The 18,260-nt window shown below is 44.4% G+C and carries 19 protein-coding genes; 9 read left to right on the top strand and 10 right to left on the bottom strand.

Annotated features, from left to right (window positions below; translation table 11 throughout):
* Positions 1–60: 60 nt before the first annotated feature.
* From QUA16_RS19685 to QUA16_RS19670, 4 genes are all read right to left on the bottom strand, one after another.
* The gene (locus QUA16_RS19685) at positions 61–3,438 is read right to left on the bottom strand and encodes an AAA domain-containing protein (RefSeq protein ID WP_333108437.1); all 3,378 of its coding nucleotides are present in this window, start codon (positions 3,436–3,438) and stop codon (positions 61–63) included.
* A gap of 151 nt (positions 3,439–3,589) precedes the next feature.
* Entirely contained in the window at positions 3,590–4,270 is a 681-nt protein-coding gene (locus QUA16_RS19680) for an NERD domain-containing protein (RefSeq protein ID WP_333108436.1), read from the bottom strand.
* 335 nt (positions 4,271–4,605) lie between these two features.
* Positions 4,606–5,364 (bottom strand): phycobilisome rod-core linker polypeptide, encoded by a 759-nt coding sequence (locus QUA16_RS19675; protein ID WP_333109694.1) that lies wholly within the window; start codon positions 5,362–5,364, stop codon positions 4,606–4,608.
* Positions 5,365–5,636: 272 nt separating this feature from the next.
* Positions 5,637–6,233 (bottom strand): phycobiliprotein lyase, encoded by a 597-nt coding sequence (locus tag QUA16_RS19670; protein WP_333109695.1) that lies wholly within the window; start codon positions 6,231–6,233, stop codon positions 5,637–5,639.
* A gap of 228 nt (positions 6,234–6,461) precedes the next feature.
* On the opposite strand from QUA16_RS19670, the gene QUA16_RS19665 reads away from it, so the two are divergent.
* Positions 6,462–6,632 (top strand): NblA/ycf18 family protein, encoded by a 171-nt coding sequence (locus QUA16_RS19665; RefSeq protein ID WP_190657595.1) that lies wholly within the window; start codon positions 6,462–6,464, stop codon positions 6,630–6,632.
* 360 nt (positions 6,633–6,992) lie between these two features.
* On the opposite strand, the gene pstB is transcribed toward QUA16_RS19665, so the two are convergent.
* The 4 genes from pstB to pstS all read right to left on the bottom strand — a co-directional run bounded on the left by pstB (position 6,993) and on the right by pstS (position 11,403).
* The gene (gene pstB, locus QUA16_RS19660; RefSeq protein WP_333107068.1) at positions 6,993–7,793 is read right to left on the bottom strand and encodes a phosphate ABC transporter ATP-binding protein PstB; all 801 of its coding nucleotides are present in this window, start codon (positions 7,791–7,793) and stop codon (positions 6,993–6,995) included.
* A 210-nt stretch (positions 7,794–8,003) separates the two neighbouring features.
* Positions 8,004–8,897 carry a phosphate ABC transporter permease PstA gene (gene pstA / locus QUA16_RS19655; protein ID WP_333107069.1) on the bottom strand — a complete coding sequence of 298 codons (894 nt, stop codon included), beginning with the start codon at positions 8,895–8,897 and terminating at the stop codon, positions 8,004–8,006.
* A gap of 34 nt (positions 8,898–8,931) precedes the next feature.
* On the bottom strand, positions 8,932–9,888 hold the full coding sequence (gene pstC, locus QUA16_RS19650; protein ID WP_333107071.1) for a phosphate ABC transporter permease subunit PstC: 957 nt from the start codon (positions 9,886–9,888) through the stop codon (positions 8,932–8,934).
* A gap of 333 nt (positions 9,889–10,221) precedes the next feature.
* Positions 10,222–11,403 (bottom strand): phosphate ABC transporter substrate-binding protein PstS, encoded by a 1,182-nt coding sequence (gene pstS, locus QUA16_RS19645; protein WP_333107072.1) that lies wholly within the window; start codon positions 11,401–11,403, stop codon positions 10,222–10,224.
* 141 nt (positions 11,404–11,544) lie between these two features.
* Here pstS and QUA16_RS19640 point away from each other — a divergent pair, with 141 nt between their 5' ends.
* The 8 genes from QUA16_RS19640 to QUA16_RS19605 all read left to right on the top strand — a co-directional run bounded on the left by QUA16_RS19640 (position 11,545) and on the right by QUA16_RS19605 (position 16,532).
* Positions 11,545–11,739, top strand: coding sequence for a hypothetical protein (locus tag QUA16_RS19640; RefSeq protein ID WP_333107073.1), 195 nt, complete (start codon positions 11,545–11,547; stop codon positions 11,737–11,739).
* 123 nt (positions 11,740–11,862) lie between these two features.
* Positions 11,863–12,441 carry a biotin transporter BioY gene (locus QUA16_RS19635; protein WP_333107074.1) on the top strand — a complete coding sequence of 193 codons (579 nt, stop codon included), beginning with the start codon at positions 11,863–11,865 and terminating at the stop codon, positions 12,439–12,441.
* Positions 12,442–12,699: 258 nt separating this feature from the next.
* The gene (gene lspA / locus QUA16_RS19630; RefSeq protein WP_333107076.1) at positions 12,700–13,209 is read left to right on the top strand and encodes a signal peptidase II; all 510 of its coding nucleotides are present in this window, start codon (positions 12,700–12,702) and stop codon (positions 13,207–13,209) included.
* A gap of 205 nt (positions 13,210–13,414) precedes the next feature.
* A complete protein-coding gene (locus QUA16_RS19625) occupies positions 13,415–15,052 on the top strand; it encodes a radical SAM protein (RefSeq protein ID WP_333107078.1) in 1,638 nt (545 codons plus the stop codon).
* 121 nt (positions 15,053–15,173) lie between these two features.
* Entirely contained in the window at positions 15,174–15,506 is a 333-nt protein-coding gene (locus tag QUA16_RS19620; protein ID WP_194008965.1) for a type II toxin-antitoxin system RelE/ParE family toxin, read from the top strand.
* 4 nt (positions 15,507–15,510) lie between these two features.
* Positions 15,511–15,864: a transcriptional regulator gene (locus QUA16_RS19615; protein ID WP_333107080.1), complete on the top strand. Its 354-nt coding sequence runs from the start codon at positions 15,511–15,513 to the stop codon at positions 15,862–15,864.
* Between the two features lie 13 nt (positions 15,865–15,877).
* On the top strand, positions 15,878–16,360 hold the full coding sequence (locus tag QUA16_RS19610) for an SRPBCC family protein (protein WP_333107082.1): 483 nt from the start codon (positions 15,878–15,880) through the stop codon (positions 16,358–16,360).
* Positions 16,344–16,532, top strand: coding sequence for a CPXCG motif-containing cysteine-rich protein (locus QUA16_RS19605; RefSeq protein ID WP_006635525.1), 189 nt, complete (start codon positions 16,344–16,346; stop codon positions 16,530–16,532). Before QUA16_RS19610 ends, QUA16_RS19605 begins: the two co-directional genes overlap by 17 nt.
* Before the next feature lie 4 nt (positions 16,533–16,536).
* Here the strand turns inward: QUA16_RS19605 and QUA16_RS19600 are convergent, their stop codons facing one another.
* Positions 16,537–17,289, bottom strand: coding sequence for a gamma-glutamyl-gamma-aminobutyrate hydrolase family protein (locus tag QUA16_RS19600; protein WP_333107084.1), 753 nt, complete (start codon positions 17,287–17,289; stop codon positions 16,537–16,539).
* 207 nt (positions 17,290–17,496) lie between these two features.
* Positions 17,497–18,159, bottom strand: coding sequence for a DUF2834 domain-containing protein (locus tag QUA16_RS19595; protein WP_333107086.1), 663 nt, complete (start codon positions 18,157–18,159; stop codon positions 17,497–17,499).
* Positions 18,160–18,260 lie beyond the last annotated feature (101 nt).

Below are 18,260 nucleotides of genomic sequence, written 5' to 3'. Positions count from 1 at the left end.
TCTAAAATCTATCGTTATTTTGGTCAATAATTTTGTTGCGATCGCCTAATCGCTAAAAGGTTACGACTCTTCTTGAATGAGTCCATCTATATTTTCCTTCAATAATGCAAGGCTTAAGGAATCAGAAACCAAAACACTTGTCTCTCCACGTATTTGAGCATCTGGATTCATTGGTGATAAATCACACTTATCTCGATATCGGTGAGAAAGCCAGTCCCAACTGCCTACTACTGCAAAGTTATTATCCCAGAACAAAATTCTTTGATTTGTTCCTTCACGACGCGAACGAATGAGGCGCGACTTGGGATATGAAGTAAATAAATCCCTCAGAAGTTTCTCAGCTTCAGCATCATTATTATCATTGTTTGCATAACTTTCACGAGTCGGATTGACATATCCGTAAACTACTTTCACCTGAACACCTCTTTCCAAGGCTGAAACAATATTATCAGCAAATTGTTTGGGTTCGTCTCCTCGAATCCAAGGAGTTACTACTATCAGTTCTTGTTCTACTTCCTGAAGAGCTCTAGTAAAATAATCCAAATGCTTGCAATTAGAAACTATATCAATGGCAGAGTCTTTATAAGGATTTTCTAATTCAGATTTAGATTTATAATCGAAAACCAATCCATTTGTTTGAATATGTTTGACAAGCCGCTCGGTATAGCCTCCCGCTTTCTCTAGTCGATAAAGGTTGCCGACCAAAATAAAAAGTTCTTCGGCTCTAGATACAGCGACATTAAGAAGATTGGTTTTTCTGTTAATAAAGCTAAAATTATCCTGCGATCTACATACTTTTGTGGATAATATAATTACTCGCTTCTGCGAACCTTGAAAAGTATGAATAGTCCCAATATCATTTTTATGAAATTCAGGAAAATTCCTTCTACTACGTAAATCATCCCTCAAAGCATCAGCATGAACTTTAAAGGGTGAAATTATACCAATGTCTGCAAGGGAATAACCTTGATTCAAAAGGCGCGGGATTAACTCACGTATCGCAGTAACTTCTTGCTGATTTACATTCCCCTCAATATTTCCCTCAACATGGTGAGCAATTAAGTTTGTTTTCAATGGTGAGACTCTTGGTTGTGTCTTTACCTCTAATCCATATCCAGCACTATTATTGCAATATTCAATAATACTAGGTTGGCAGCGGTAATGCTCCATCAAACGAATCCCATTACCTGTGTTGCCATTTGCTCCAGTTGCTCCAGCGGCGCGATGATAGGTAGTGGCGCTATACTCTTCTTCAGGGCTGTAACGATTGTAATCAATTTCAGTTAATCCTTTGTCAAGAAACGCTGTTTTGCCGTAGTCATCGCGTCTTTGGTCACTTAAAGTAATTATAGGCTCAATTTGTAGAGGATCTCCGACAATAATGACCTTGCGTGATCGCACCAGCAACGGAAAGCTCTGATGCAGTGGAATCATTCCAGCTTCATCTATAATTGTGCGATCGACACACTCAGAGATGCGCGGTAGCATATTTCGTACTGAGAACAACCCACAGCTAATGACAGGAAATATCAAACTTATGGCTTTAAAATACTCATCTGGGTTTGTTTTAAACTTGTTAGGGGCCTTAGAATATCTCGAAATACAATCTAAATATAACTTCAAAGCTTTTTCTACATTGTCCTTATCTTGTAGTGCTTGCTGAGTCAGAAATTCCCGCGATAGCTTAAATAGCTCTTGATGCCGATCGTGATTTTTTTCATGAAAGCAAGCGTAAAAATCTTCCAGTGGAGTTACCAAGCTGTTTTCTAAGGAAGTTAATTCTCTATCCGCTTCATCTTTTCGTTGCTCTGTGTTGGCTATATCTTCACCAATTGTTTGCAAGCTTGCCTGTATGTGTTGTAGGTCTTTTGCTTTTGCTAGTTTTTCCGTAACCCTCCCTAATTCTTGAAAAAATTCGCGGCGATTTTTGGGATTTCCTACAGGGAAAGGAGTATTGAATGTACTTTCAATCGCTGATTCGCAAGCTAAAACAGCCTTAGTTATAATCTGTTTTTCTGTTCTCCCAGTTATCCAGCGCCACAAACGAGTCCACCAAGGTAATCTTCCTTCTGGCATCTGTCGTTCCGCATTACTAAAACGCAATTCTATTTTTCGATAAGCTTCTATTGGTAGTTGTTCGTATTCTGCTAAATCTGTCGCTCGTTGCTGCAAATTGCTTTGAGTAGCTATTACCTCATCTAAATGCTGTTGAAGTGTTTGTATCTCTTCCCGAAGATGAGGCAGTCGTTCTTCATCTAAAGCTCTTTGATGGCGAGCTGCTAAATAATTCGACTCATTTAATAAAATGTCATCTTGGATATGTTTTATTTTCTGCTTGTTTTGATTAAAAGCTGTTTCGTTAAAACTATGTTGTTGAATGTATTCAATTCCTTTTTTTAGCTGCTCGATCGCACATCCTGCTTTTTGAATATTCTCTATACTCCCTCCTTTGAGATAGAGAAAATTATGTTCTAAACGATCGTTATTTAACCATTCATCTATTTTTTCAATAACATTGTCAACGGCTTTATTATTGGTACTGCTAACAACTGTCAGATTATTGATATCCTCCTCTCCATCAATTAATCTGAGTGCGCGATTGACTACCTGTTGAGCGATAAGATGAAGGATGAGGGTAGTTTTACCAGAACCAGGTGGACCTTGTACAGCCGTCACAGGTTCGCTTTGAGCGTGTTTCAGTGCTTTTAATTGTGAATTAGTCGGTGCATGGGTTGGGAAAGCACCCATGTAAATGACTTCGTGTTTTGGAAGTTGAGGCACACCGAATAGATATTCATAAGCTGGATGTCCTGTTGACCAGTCTTTTGAACCAGACTCGATCTCTTTTAAATCTTGCTGAAGATTCTTTGAAAATCTGCCTCCTGGAAATTCAAACAAGTACGGCCGCCGTTGAATTTGGCGACGAGGTAAGCTCACCTGTTGCATCCACTCTTCATAAGTTTGAAACTCAAGTTTAAAGGTTGTTTCGAGAAATTGTCGCAGCCCATCTTGGGTAATCAAGTCCTCTCGCTCTTTCTCATCCAGTCCCAGGAAGGTTGTGACGTTCTCTCCTGCTTCTGTTAGTTTGAACTCGTCTAAGTTCCATCCCTCTTCTCGGTATTCTCCTTTGAGAATGGATGTAACTTCCAAGTTAAACAAAGGACAAAGATAAGATTTTCCCTTTTCTACATCTAAAACTTGCGGAAAGGATAAAACCCATACTGGTTCCTGTTGACCTTGTTGCCTTTGGTTAACTTTTTGTTGTAGCTCTTCAAAGATAGCTGGCTCAATTAATACACTATCGCCGACTAGCCTGCTCTCGCGCAGTTTGACCTTATCGTGATTGGCTACTTCAATCCTGGCGTTACTGTAATCATCCAAATCAATGTAGTCGAACCATGCGTTGAGAATTGCATCTACCTTGCCTGTATTGTCCAATATTCCCTCCAGAATATTATTGATACCTTAACTATTTTTTATAGCACAAGTGTCACTTAGATGCTAGTGCAAGTCGGGGATGGTACCAATCGGTGCAAATTTGTTGATGTCAAACATATCGATGCAGCCGTTGTTCTCATTTGTCCCAATCTTATCTACTTTTATAGGTGCGATCGAGTTCTTGCAACCTTGATACCAGATTGCCCAGTTCCATGACGTAAGCACCCCTAATCTTTTTTTTGTTGATCAAAATCACTTTGGCATCGCTAAATACAACTACTGGAGTGACCTTAGTTAACTTCTTAGCTTTTTTTATAGCCGTAGCTTGGTTGGCAATCTGTGCCAGAAAATCTTTCTTAAAATCTATCAATTTCCCGTCGTAAGATAGACGCTTGAGCACATCCCCATCCAACTGAACTACGGTTGAGTGAGACTTCACATCAAGGATAAAATTGACTCCTTTAGGCGATCGCAGCCACACATCGATATCGCCTACTTCCGGCAATCTTAAGTTGTACTCAGCTATCCATCCAGATTGGATTAGGGACTTCAAAACTTGCTGAATCTTTTCTTCACCACAGGCCCCTTGGTCAAATCTCTGAGACGACTTCCAAAACGTTTTCCCGTCCTCAATCAACGGAAGGGCGATTAATGCCGCTATCAAAATAGCCGCGACCAAAAATAAAGGAGCAAAAGGTGCTACCGCGTATACCAGCAGTGGCAACAACACCAACCCTGTTGCGGCACCGTACCTGTATAAGGCTTTGGTACGAAGCTCTTTAGCATGGCGACGCAATGGTTTTCCAGCACCTTCGTTATATTGCGGCTGCATAAATGCACCTATGCACTTATAGTTAACAATGAGAAAAGGTCGAATGATTTTTCTTTCTAATGACTAATGACTAATGACTAATGACTAATAACTAATGACTAATGACTAATGACTAATGACTAATGACTAATGACTAATAACTAATGACTAATAACTAATGACAACTGACAACTGACAACTGACAACTGACAAAAAAGTATGAGCCCTGAGTTTTGGATTCCAAGTTTCTCAAAAAACTCAAACCTCAAAACTCAAGACTCAAAACTCTCTCAGCCTAAAAGCCGATCGATTCAGTTGATCGCCCGACACAAATAATCGCATCAGGAGAGCATCAATTACCGGCGACGGGGAACCATCGTCTCGATATTGATATTAGCTAGAGGCACGCGCTGCGGCGCAGTAGCAGGCAGGGGCATATTGCGCGCCATACCCAAATAGTTGGACGGATCGCCAGCCTTCGCCTGCTGTTCTTGAGGAACAAAACGGCGGACACTTGTCTGCCAGATGATTTGCGGGAAGCCAAGCTGCGAACGGTGGTACTCACCGTAGCGGGGCGTCTTCAAGTTGAAAGGAGTGTCCCCTCCAACTCGCTGAGGCAAAATTCGGCGCTGTTGGTAAGGTACGGTATCGTAGCCGAACTTATCCAGGTACTCTTCGCTATTGACCAACTCGTCAATAAAGCCTTGAGGGCCCTTATTGGCTACTACGATCGACCAAGCAATCTTTTCGCGCTCGCTGTACACATCCCGGCCCAAAATGCGCTGCACGCACATTTCCACAAACCGATAGTTGCTGTTAGTTTGGTAATTCCGCTCTAGGAAAGGAGAAGAAGTCGCCAAACCGCGAATAAAGTCCCGCACAGTAATTTGGCCGAACTTGAGTTGCGACTCTAAAGACTTTTGGCGGTTGCTCTTGAGGATTTGGTGTTCGCTGTAAATCTGGCGATATCCAGCCCAAATCAAATTTTCCATGTCTCCAGACGAGAGCACATTTTCAGTTGTGAAAATTCTCGGCTGCTCGTCGCTCCCCACTTCAAAACCAGCAACGCGCTGGTTTTGGCTCTTGGGGGCGTAGCTTAATAAAGGAAGCGCCACGTTAAAATCTCCGTTATCTCAAATTTCAGAAATAGTTGACACCGTGAGCTGCCAGCATAACGGATACAACTAACCAACATACAGATTAGGGGATTCCCGCAATCTAAATCTGATTTTCCTGAATTTTTGCAACAATCTGTAACATTTGTTGACTGTTGTCAGTTGTCAGTTGTCAGTTGTCAGTTGTCAGTGGGCAGTGGGCAGTGGGCAGTGGGCAGTCAACACTCAACAATCAACAGTCAGCAGTCAACAGTCAACATCCCACAGCCAAATTACCAACCCAGAGCCGAATAAAACTCGCTGCCGACCACTTGATCTGCTGCTGCTTCTGATGTTGCATCCGAGTCTGGTTGCACCCGAATTTCGGTACAAAAAGTCGATGTGCTGAAACCGCCAAAGCGCTTTACCGTACTCGTCCGCATCCGCACGTTCGGATTAGCAAACCAGAAACGCTCGATCGAACTCATCGTCTCGTATTCGGTAATCAGCAGCAGCCCATCCTCATCATCCATCTCAAAACGGCCAGCCACCGGCACAATTTCCGCATAGCCCCGTTCCCGCAACATCAACCCCTGCCGGGGATTTTCAGGATCGGGGACGATCGCGAACACCGTAGACCCTTTATGATTCTCATCATCCTTATCCCACGCCATCGAGCCGTGCCAAGTCACAAAAGCCCCCCCAGCAGCCCGGCTCGGATCAACTTCGTGCATCTTGCAAATATCGGCGACTCGCGCGTCATCCGCACCCAGGGCCGTTACCTGAATATTTGAATCCCCAATCTCCGCTTGGCGGAAAGCGAGGTGGTGAGTGCTGCGCTGAGAACGCCATTCCCCAGCACTGCTTTGAAAAAACTCCATTGCATCCATACGAACTAGCTCCTTTGGCTTAGGCTTCCCTGTCTTTACGCCTTTTTATGATAAGGCTCCCCCCACTTTGATGTACTTTTGCGACACAAATTAGTTTCAAAATGTCTACTTTGGACATATTGTCAAGGGAATGTTATGATAGTTTACAATGTAGGAGACACAACAAATCCTGCGAAACGTCATTCCGATCAATTTCGCATTAATCTCAGCAAACTGGAGGAGCGATTTATGGATATGCCTACAACCAGCCTCAGCATGGAACAGCAGTTCAAACTTCAAGTGCTGCGCGAAGAAGTCAAAAGGTTAAGCCAAGACCAAGCTCAGGAATACTTGCTCGAAGTTATGCGGCAAAGTATGGTCAAAGAAAACCTGTTCAAGCATTGGATGAAGAACATGTGAACTCTTCGAGCATTTCTTCACAAAAATCAGCCGCTTGTATCTGCAAAAAGTGCGATCGACTCACATCTTGCACCATTGTCAAGAACAGGCAAGATGCCTGTTCCACAAAGAGTGAATTTTCTTGTGGAACAGGCATCTTGCCTGTTCCTAAAAAGCTTATTGATAATGATGCAACATCTCAGATCGAGCTATTAAACATAAAACCCAGAATCCCGCCTTCTCAAAGAAAGCGGGATTCTAAATTAAGAAAAGTTTTACGAGGTTTTTTTGGTCGCTACCAGACTCAGTAAATTAAATGTTTTTAGTCTCTTAAAGAGGGACGATAGTTTGTGTAGCGACAGGCTTCAACCTGTCGGGGACTCAACCAAAACGGCCACTCACATAATCTAAAGTAGACTCTTCCTTCGGAGTTTGGAAAATTACCTCAGTCTTGTCACACTCCACAAGATAGCCAAACCGCTTCCCATCGTCAGAAAGTTTAGCATTGAAAAAAGCAGTCAGGTCAGAAACCCGAGAAGCCTGCTGCATATTGTGAGTAACGATCACAATCGTATACTTCTCCTTGAGTTCCCGCATCAACTCCTCAATCTTAATCGTAGAAATCGGGTCAAGAGAAGCGCAAGGTTCATCCATTAACACTACATCAGGATTAATCGCGATCGCCCTAGCAATACACAAACGCTGCTGCTGGCCACCGGAAAGAGAAAAACCGCTTTGCTTCAACTTATCCTTCACCTCATCCCACAAATAAGCTTGGCGGAGCGACTTCTCCACCAGCTCATCCATATCCCCCTTATAATTGTTTACCCTCGCACCGTAAGCAATATTGTCATAAATCGACTTCGGGAAAGGATTCGGCTTTTGAAACACCATCCCAATCTTGCGGCGCACCGCCACAGCATCAATATCAGGATCGTAAAGATTTTGACCGTAGTAATCAATTCTACCCTCTAAACGAAAACCGCTAACTAAATCGTTGAGACGGTTAAAACATCGGAGAATTGTACTTTTACCGCAGCCAGACGGCCCAATCAACGCAGTAATGCGATTTTTAGGAATCTCCATACAAACATTTTTCACTGCGTGAAAAGCGCCGTAAAAAATATTGATATTTTCTGTCCGTAAAACTGTTTCCGTTTGCTTGTCTAAATCCATCATCATACAGGTAATACTCCAATCGAATTTTACAAATTACCGCTGAACAACGATCTCAATTCCGGTAGATTGCTTATAATATCTTGGCCGGGGCGGCTTTACTGGAACTCGGGTTTGTATTGAATATCTTGGCGAACCCGCCCCTACAATAATTATATTTATTTAACCGGAAATGATATGACAACTGACAACTGACAACTGACAACTGTCAACTGACTAATACACTTTTTTGTGAGTAGCCCAGCGAGAAAGAATACTGGTCAATAAAACCATAATCACCAAAATCAAAGATGCCGCCCAGGCCAATTCTTTCTGTGCCTTAAAAGGAACCGTTGCAAAGTTGTACACCAAAACCGAAAGACTCGGAGTTGGCTTATCAAATCCTGCCGGCCAAAAAGGCGAATTAAGCGCCGTGAAAATCAAAGGAGCAGTTTCTCCAGCAGCGCGAGCAATTGCCAGCGTCACGCCCGTTAAAATAGCCGGAATTGCCGCAGGCAAAACCACCTGCAAAACCGTTTGATAATTAGAAGCACCCACACCAACCGACGCCCATCTAATATCTTGCGGGACGATTTGTAGAGCTTCGTCAGTAGTCCGCACAATCGTCGGCAACATCAGCACGGCCAGCGCCGCGCCCCCTGCAATTGCCGAAAAACCTCCCATATTTACCACGAACAAACCGTAGGCAAATACCCCTGCAATAATCGAAGGAACGCCGCTGAGGACATTAGTAGCAAAGCGTACCCAGCGAGCTACTTGGCCGCTGCTGAATTCCGACAAATAAACGGCGGCCAATACACCAAAAGGAACAGCAATTAAAGAAGCAATTCCCACCGTCATCAATGTACCGAGAATTGCATTAGCAATACCGCCTCCCGATAGTCCGGGCGGCGGGGGCAGCTTGGTAAACAAGTCTAAATTCAGGCGATTGAAACCTTGTACGGTGACATAGGAAAGAACTGCAAACAAAGGCAGCAGAGTGATGGCCAGACTAGCTCCAGCCAATACAGTCATCCCCAGACTAAACAGCGCTTGCGGGCTGTTTTTAACCTTCTTTAAACTGCCTGTTTTTGATACCAAAGGATTCTCATCGGAGACGCTATTTGACATAAACTAAAAATATGTAGGAAATGGCGGCAAACTTCTAGTTGTACTTCGCTCTTACTTGAGAAACAATCCACTCGGCCAAAATATTAACAATCAGCGTCATAATAAACAGAATTAGCCCAGTGTACATCAGAGCTGCTACTTGCAACCCGGAGGCTTCCGCAAACTGATTTGCCATCAGAGAAGCAATAGTATTTGCCGGAGCTAGCACAGAAAGACTTAACTGATTGGAATTGCCAATTAACAGAGTCGCAGCCATTGTTTCTCCCATCGCGCGACCGAGCCCAAGCATAATTCCGCCGACAATGCCGGAAAAAGCCGCCGGTACGAGTACCCTAAAAATCGTTGTCCACCGAGTAGCCCCTAAACCTAGAGATGCTTGTCGCAAATCGGGCGGGAGACTTGCCAAAGAGTCGCGGGAGATAGCAGTAATAATGGGCAAAGTCATGATTCCCAAAATTACTCCTGCTGGTAACATTCCCGGCCCAACTGGCGAGGTGCTAAAAATCGGCAGCCATCCGAAAGTGCCGTTGAGAAACTTGCCGAGAGTGGTAATCATGGGAATCAATACAGCAATTCCCCACAAACCGTAGACTACGCTGGGAATGGCGGCTAAAAGTTCTACTAAAAAAACCAAAGCTGTACGCACTGGCAGCGGCAGAAAGTCCTCGCTCAAGAAAATGGCAGTCCCTACTCCTAATGGTACTGCAATTAGGAGCGCGATCGCCGAACTGACGATCGTCCCGTAAATCATCGGCAGTGCACCGTACTCTTCCTTAACCGGATTCCAGCTACTGCCAAATAGAAATCCCAAACCGTACTCTTGAATCGCCGGTAAAGCCCTGTAACCAACGGTGAGGGCGATTACCAGCAAAATTACACCAACTCCTATTCCCAAAATCCGAGTCAGCCAGATAAAGCCTTGGTCTAAGGATTTTTCTGCCCCAGAGCGCGATCGGCTCTGTGATGGAGCGCTGTTATTATCGGAAATCATAGAAAAAAAAACCAAATATATAGTAGCGGAAAATAGTCTGTTTCGGAAAAAGCTCGAAGGAAGCAGAAAGAAAGACGATAAATAAAGTCAAAGAGGGGCGGGTTTATTAATCCCCTGACTTTTCAACAAATATTTCTGGTAAAACCTGACCCTTGTATTTTGAAAGAGGTAGATGGCGATTTACCGTTGGGTGGGGCGGGTTTATCAGATTATTGATTTTAGGCAATTATTGTCGGTGAACCCGCCCCTACAGAAATATCTCTCTTCCTTTTTTCCCTCTGCCAACTGTCAACTAACAACTGCCAACTGTCAACGGCCCACTGACTTCTCTTACTATTTGGCAACCTCAATCTTGTAGTCTGGGCTGATGCCGTCAGCGGCTGCGGCTACTTTTTCTCTAACGTTTTGGGGTAGAGGAACGTAGCCCAATTCGGAACTAACTTTTTGACCTTCATTTAAGCCGTATTCAACCATTGCCTCGATGGTTTTGGCTTTGTTGGGGTCAGTAACTGTTTTGGGGACTAGCATCCAAGTGTAGGTGACAATTGGATAGGATTGAGCGCCTTCGGGGTCTTCGATAAATGCTCGCAGGTTTTCCGGCAGCGGCACAGTCGCTAAAGCTTGAGAAGCTGACTCGTCGTTAGGTACTACAAATGTGCCTGCTTTGTTTTCCAAAGATGCAAATTTGAGATTGTTGTTTTTGGCGTAGCCGTATTCTACGTAGCCGATGCTGCCGACGGTTTGCAGGAGTTGGGCTGTGACGCCTTCGTTGCCTTTTGCGCCTACGCCTACGGGCCACTGTACTGTTTTGCCGTCGCCTACTGCACTTTTCCAGTCGGGGCTGATGGCACTCAGGTGTTTGGTGAAGACGGCGGTGGTACCGCTACCGTCGGAACGGTGGACGATGGTGATGGCTTGGTCTGGCAATTTAGCGCCCGGGTTTGCCGCTGCAATTTTGGGATCGTTCCACTTGGTAATTTTACCGGCGAAGATATCTGCGTAAACGTCTCTGGGTAGTTTCAGTGGTTCGGTTAAGTCTGGCAGGTTGTAGCCGATGACTATGCTGCCGGCTGTCATGGGCAGCAGTATCACGCCTTTGTCTGCTGGAACTTTGGCGATTTCGTCGTCTTTCATGCCGGTGTCGCTGGCCCCAAAGTCTACTGTGCCTTTGGTAAATTGTTCGACTCCGGCGCCGCTGCCTACTGATTGATAGTTAATTTGTACTTTGGGGTTGATTTTGTTGAAGTCTTGAAACCAACGCTGGTACAGAGGGGCGGGGAATGAGGCGCCGGCTGCCGTGATGGCTACGTCTGAGGCTAGGGCGAGTTTGCTGGGAGTTGCTGTGCCGGTGGCTGCAACGGGGGTAGCGCCGGGAGTTGCTGCGGTGTCGCCACTGCTGGGGGTGTTATTTGTGGTTGTGCTGGTGCCACAAGCTGCTAGGCTGAGGGCGATCGCCATAGCGGAAATTGCTGTAGTCAGACGGTTTGGATTAATCAAGTTGAGACGAAAAAGCATAGGTATAAAAAATCTGCGATCGTTATATGGGTGTCCCGCATCAGCATAGCGCGCAAAAGTAAAGGTTAGGTTAAGAATCTTTACACTTAATGGCAATTTAATATTAATTAATATTATTAATGTTATATATGAGCTTGACAAGTGTCAATATATAAGGTATATGGCAGAGACCGAGCTACGGAAACAGGCAGTCGATCGCCCGATCGCAAAAAATTCCCCATTAAATTATCACAAGATCGAGGCTTGAGAATCAGAAAACAATACAATGGTGGTTATTTTGATAGTAGTGCTATTATTAAGAATTTAAAAGCTGCGGGCATTGAAGCTTGCATCTGACAAATACATTCTGACGAATGCCGTTTGATGATATAGCAACCGCCCTGACGGTTAGGACGTTCTTAATTGCACAAACATAAACGGTCGATTGCAACTTCTGTCTTCCTTCTTTCTTCTGCTATAATGCCTGCTCCTATTGAATTAATCTGGGCTGTTATTGGTTTGCTGCTGACGATAGCAGGCAATTTTTTGACTGCATCTGTCACAATTCCTATTGGTTTGTGGGACGATCGAGGACTTCAGGCGTACTCTTTAGGTGTTACCTATCAAATTGGAGCCGTCTTGCTAGTAGGCTGCATGGGGGGGAAAAATGCTGCGGCTCTCTCGCAAATTGCTTATTTAGCATTAGGATTAACTGGGTGGCCAGTTTTTTATCAAGGCGGCGGCATCGGCTATCTCAAAGAAGCGAGTTTTGGGTATTTGCTGGGTTTTGTGCCTGGTGCTTGGGTGTGCGGCTGGGTGGCTTTTAAGGTGGCTTCGCGGCTGGAATCTATGGCTTTTAGCTGTTTGTGCGGTTTGTTCACTGTTCACGCGATCGGCTTAATTTATCTAATTTTTACTTACTTGCTGCCTCCGGCAAAAAAAACACCTTTATTCGATGAGATTCTTAAATATTCGGTTTATCCTCTGCCGGGACAATTGGCGGTAGTTTGTGCGATCGCAGTGCTGTCATTTACTTTACGTCGCTTGATGTTTTATTAATTGCGAAGGAAGTTCGGCAACGAGCAATGTACGGGATGTAACGGATGTCAGGAAGAAGGAAGAAGGAAGAAGGAAGAAGGAAGAAGGAAGAGGTAACGGGTAATTGTGCAAAATAAGGTTATACTATACATTGCCAAACGGGAGAGTCATCTCGCTGCGGCTGGGATTGCTTTTATCCACTGCATTTTGCTCGCAATGACAAGTGAGATTGGAGTAAATTCTCTCATGCCCGATGCCCCATTTTCTATTGCTTAATTCATGCGTTTTAAAAGAAATCCCTTGTTCTGGGTTGCTGCTGTTATCAGTTTAGTTTTAGACCACCTGACTAAGTTGTGGGTGGTGCAAAATTTTGACTTGACGGTTCCTCCGCAGACGCAGCCACTGTTAGCCGGCGTGTTTCACTTCACTTATGTTGTTAATACCGGTGCGGCTTTTAGTCTGTTCAGCAATGGCGGGGCGATTTGGTTGCGGTGGCTGTCTTTGGGCGTTAGTGTCGGATTGATTGTGCTGGCTTGGTTCGGGCCACGAATTAACCGCTGGGAACAAGCTGGCTACGGTTTGATTTTGGGGGGAGCACTGGGGAATGGGATCGATCGATTTGTTTCGGGCCACGTTGTAGATTTTATCGATTTTCGGATCATTCGGTTCCCCGTATTTAATCTGGCGGATGTGTTTATTAATGCTGGGATTATCTGTTTGCTGATTGCAACTTTTCACAGTGCACCGCCGCCGAGAAGGCAAGACGATGGCGATTCTATTTCAGAGTAAATTTGAAGAAGCAAGAAGGAAGTTAGCCAACCGATTCGCTTTCTTCGGATGTAACGGATGTAACAGCTAACTAACTGTAGGGTGCGTCCGCGGGGAGATCCTTATTTTGTGGTCGCCACATTCAACCCTGACGCACCCTACAATGACTTTGGAAATGGCTTAAAATGAGATAAGAACAAACCTATTGTTAAAACTAAATTTGCCCGTGAATCCTAATCCCTTTGCCCAAGAACGCTTACTATTTGCCCCAGCAACCCCCGATGCTGATGCTATCCCGACTATTTTTGCTTTTCCCAACGAGTACACGGTGGGTATTACCAGTCTCGGCTATCAGATAGTGTGGGCAACTTTGGCTGTGCGATCGGATATTGAAGTGGGCCGTTTATTTACTGATATCCGCGAACAACTTCCCCGACATCCAGAATTACTGGGATTTTCGCTTTCTTGGGAACTAGACTATGTAAATATTCTAAATTTATTGGAATCTCTAGAAATTCCGATTTGGGCGTCAAAACGAACTGATAATCATCCGATCGTCTTCGGCGGTGGCCCGGTTTTTACTGCGAATCCAGAACCTTTTGCCGATTTTTTTGATGTGATTTTGCTGGGAGATGGCGAACATCTCATTGACAATTTTATTGATGCTTATAAAGAAGTCCGTAGCGCCGACAGACAAACTAAATTGCGGCATTTAGCCCAAGTTCCGGGAGTTTATGTCCCCAGTTTGTACGAAGTAACTTATCTGGATGCGGCTGAGGGGATTAAATCGATTCATCCTGTCGATTCGGAAATTCCCAGTATGGTTGAAAAACAGACTTATCGCGGCAATACTTTATCTGCTTCCACTGTGGTGACAGAAAAAGCGGCTTGGGAAAATATTTACATGGTGGAAGTGGTTCGGAGTTGTCCAGAAATGTGCCGTTTTTGTTTGGCAAGTTATCTGACTTTGCCCTTTAGAACTGCGAGTTTGGAGGCTTCGCTAATTCCGGCGATCGATCGCGGTTTAGCTGTGACTAATCGTTTGGGTTTGTTGGGTGCTTCGGTCACTCAGCACCCGGAATTTGAAGCGTTGCTGGATCATTTGAATCATCCTAAATACGACGGCGTGCGGCTGAGTCTTTCTTCGGTAAGGACGAATACGGTGACAGTTAAGCTAGCAGAAATTTTGACCAACAGAGACAGCAAATCTGTGACGATTGCGGTGGAAAGCGGGAGCGATCGCCTACGTAAAATAGTCAATAAAAAACTCACAAATGACGAAATTATCCAAGCTGCTATCAATGCTAAAGCGGGCGGTTTAAAGGGAATTAAACTTTACGGAATGGCGGGAATTCCCGGTGAAGAGATGGAGGATTTAGAGGAGACGGTGGCGATGATGCGGGCGATTAGAAAAGCTGTTCCCGGTTTGCGGTTGACTCTGGGATGCAGCACTTTTGTCCCGAAATCTCACACTCCTTTTCAGTGGTTTGGAGTGAATAAAGATGCGGAGAAGAGGCTGAAGTTTTTAGATAAAGAATTGCGTAAGTTAGGTTTAGAATTTAGACCTGAAAGCTATAACTGGTCTGTGATTCAGGGGTTGTTGTCAAAGGGCGATCGGCGGTTGTCTCGGCTGTTGGAATTAGTGCGGCATTACGGCGATACTTTGGGCAGTTATCGGCGGGCTTTTAAGGAGTTGCGGGGACAGTTGCCGGAGATGGATTTTTATGTTTTTCAAGAGTGGGAATTGGATCAGGTTTTGCCTTGGAGTCATTTAAAAGGGCCGCTACCGGAGGCGACTTTGAAGAAGCATTTAGCGGAGGCGATGAGTCATTTTAGGACGAAGGATTTGCAGTTGACGAGTTAAGAAATAGCGGATGCGAAAGTGCGTTAGCGAAGCCCTCGAAGAGGATCGCATCTTTGCAAGTAAGTAGATTGAAAGCTAACTTAACAAGATAAAATAAGGAGCGACGTACTATAATACAATTATGCCAGAAGTTCAACCCAAGGAAATTCAGCGTTATGTCACATCAGATGGCAGAGTACCTTTCGCTGAGTGGTTTGATTCCTTCAAAGATACAAACACTCAAGCCAAGATTCGATCTAGGCTAAATCGGGTTGTTACTGGTAATTTGGGAGACTATCGTTCAGTTGGAGAAGGAGTTTGCGAACTCAGAATAGACTATGGCCCTGGTTTCCGAATCTATTTTGGGCAAGTTGGAACAACAATTGTGCTTCTCCTCTGCGGTGGAGATAAAAGCACTCAAAACCGAGATATCCTCCAAGCAAAAGAATACTGGACAGATTACAACAGGATTTAAAACAATGGCTAAAAGTATTCCCGATCATCCGTTTTTGATTGAATCTCTGAGAAAAAACCCGGCATTGTCAGCCGCCTATATAACGGCGACATTAGAGGAGGAAGAGCCGGAAGCTGAACTGCTAAAACGAGCTCTCAGCGATGTAGCAGAAGCTTTGGGTCAACCGAAAATGACTCCTGAAGAATATGAATTGCACTTAAAAAAACTGGATGAATTGCTGTCACAGCAAGGAAGTGATGCGATTTATAATCTGGGAACTTGGCTGAATGCTTTGGGATTGAAACTAACAGTTGCTGTTTGTACTGATACAGAGGATAATACTGCAAATGCTGAAATGCGATCGCAAATAACTGTTTAACTTAATCTAGAAAATGCCCAATTTTAAATATTCATCCCTAATTAATGCCACCGTTGAAGCAGTCTGGAACTTTCACGAAAGGCCCGACATTCTGCAACTTTTGACTCCGCCTTGGCAACCGGTGAAAATCATTCGCCGCGAAGGGGGACTCGATGTGGGTGCTGTATCAGAATTTCGCCTGTTATTGGGGCCGATTCCTGTAAAATGGGTGGCGACTCACACTGAGTGCGAACAATATCGCTTGTTTGTTGATGAACAAACTGAGGGGCCAATGGCACGTTGGACTCACCGACACGAGTTTACCTCAGAAAATGGCAAGACTAGATTGACAGATGCGATCCTCTTCGAGGGCTTCGCTAACGCATTTTCGATACCGGGCGGCCCGATTGTCGATTTGTTGTTAGGTTGGTGGGTGGAAATGCGGTTAACAGATATGTTTCGCTACCGCCACGAAGTCACAAAAAGAGAGTGCGAGAAAGATGCAAACAACGGCTGAATATTACTGTGCTTTCTGCGGCGAACCGAGTACAACTTTTGTTGATATCAGCGGTGGTATGGAGCAATCATATATCGAAGATTGTCAGGTTTGCTGTCGCCCGAATGTTCTATATGTCAGAATAGATGAAGATACCCTGGATATTGAAATAGATACTGACTATCAAGAATAAGTGACTATCCAAATGTATGAATTTCCTGTGATGCTGACTTGGTAGAATTCATAAATTTTGAAGATGCTGCTTCTACGAAAGCCTGAAAAATTCGAGCGTTAAACGAACAGTTGGGCGACATTTCCGGGTGCCATTGAATTGCTATCATCCAAGGGTGATAGCAGTGTTCCATTGCTTCTACCACAGTGTCAGGTGCATCGGCTACAATTCGCCAATCGGATGTTACCTTCCGCACTGCTTGATGATGCCAGGAAACAACTGTTGTTGAAGTTTTTCCCATAATTTTGGCTAGCCGACTGGTTGGCTCAATTTCAATGGTATGCTCGATCGCACGCGGGGGAATTCCCGATCCGTGATTAACCTCGTCTCCGTAAGCATCCGGTACGTGAATCACCAAACTGCCGCCGCTGGCTACGTTCAACATTTGCATTCCCCGGCAAATCCCCAACACAGGTATGTCAGCCTTCAAAGCTAGCTTTGCTAAGTTTAATTCAAAATTGTCGCGTTCTGCATTAACCGAGTAAACTGTGCGATCGACATAACCGCCATAAAGTTCTGGGTTGATATCTCCGCCGCCGGAAAAAATCAAACCATCTACTGCATCAAAAATACTAGCGGGATCTAATTGATTGGGCGGCAGTAAAATCGGGATGCCACCAGCCGCCTGAACTGCATCAATATAAGTTCCATTTAAGCGATATTCGCCTGCTGGACAGCGGTTGTATGTTGTGATACCAACAATAGGAAATTTTTTCATTTGCTAGAGACTGGGAGATAATTATTTACATTAATACTCAGATTTGGCACTATTTGTAATCAGTGTTTCATGGGCGGGCTAGAAGCCCAACCCCTACTCCCCACAATAAAACTTACTTATTGTGAAACAGGCATCTTGCCTGTTTCTTCTCTGATTATTTGTGATAGATCATCCATACATTAAACTGAAAATCCCCTGCACTGCTGTCTAATTTGTAACAGTTTTAGTATTAGTTTCCGGCAGCGGTTTGCGCGTACACAGATAAGCCAGCGGCCCGAACAGTGGTACTAATGTTACTGCCCAAACTGCTGTAGAGTTATGCATTCCTCGGCGCGCCATATCGTCTCCTAATAAGGCAGGAAATAGCAGGCAAAGCATACAAAAATCTAAACTCATTACGTGGATAAAGCGGCTAGTCTGCCACTGCTGAACAAAATCAGACCAATCGCCTTTTGTCAAGCCAAAGGCAACTAAACCAACAGCAGCTAATGTTAAGAAAATTCCCGTAAAACGGGAGTCTAATATCTTTAAAAAGATATTTTTATGACCGGCAAATTCTGGATTCGGTTCGCGCAGGGCTAAATAAGGCAGCAAGGCAACGGCGCCGACGCCAAAGGATAAAGTGGCAAATAACCATGCAGGTATTTTCTGCCCTCTGCCGTCAGCAAATAAGACGCAACTGTAGATGAGCGGCCAGACTCCCATGAGGTTGAATAACGCTACAATTAAAGGGTTGATGTCTGCTATTTTGCCTGTGGAAATATTGGTAATTAGTGTGATGGTTTTTTCTGGGCTGTCGGGTGGTGCAAATACAAAGGCGTAGGTGATAAATGCAATCCAAAGCAGCCCAAATCCAATTTTTCTGAACATAGTTAGTTTTTCTTACTTCTGATATTACTATAGCAGGCTTAAAGGGTTTTTGAATAAGACTTTTTTTATTTACCGCAGAGGACGCAGAGGACACAGAGGAA

It is taken from the genome of Microcoleus sp. S13_C3, assembly GCF_036700905.1.
GTDB lineage: Bacteria > Cyanobacteriota > Cyanobacteriia > Cyanobacteriales > Microcoleaceae > Microcoleus.
Note: the sequence above shows the minus strand (reverse complement) of the source record. Positions and strands in the feature narration are given on the sequence as shown.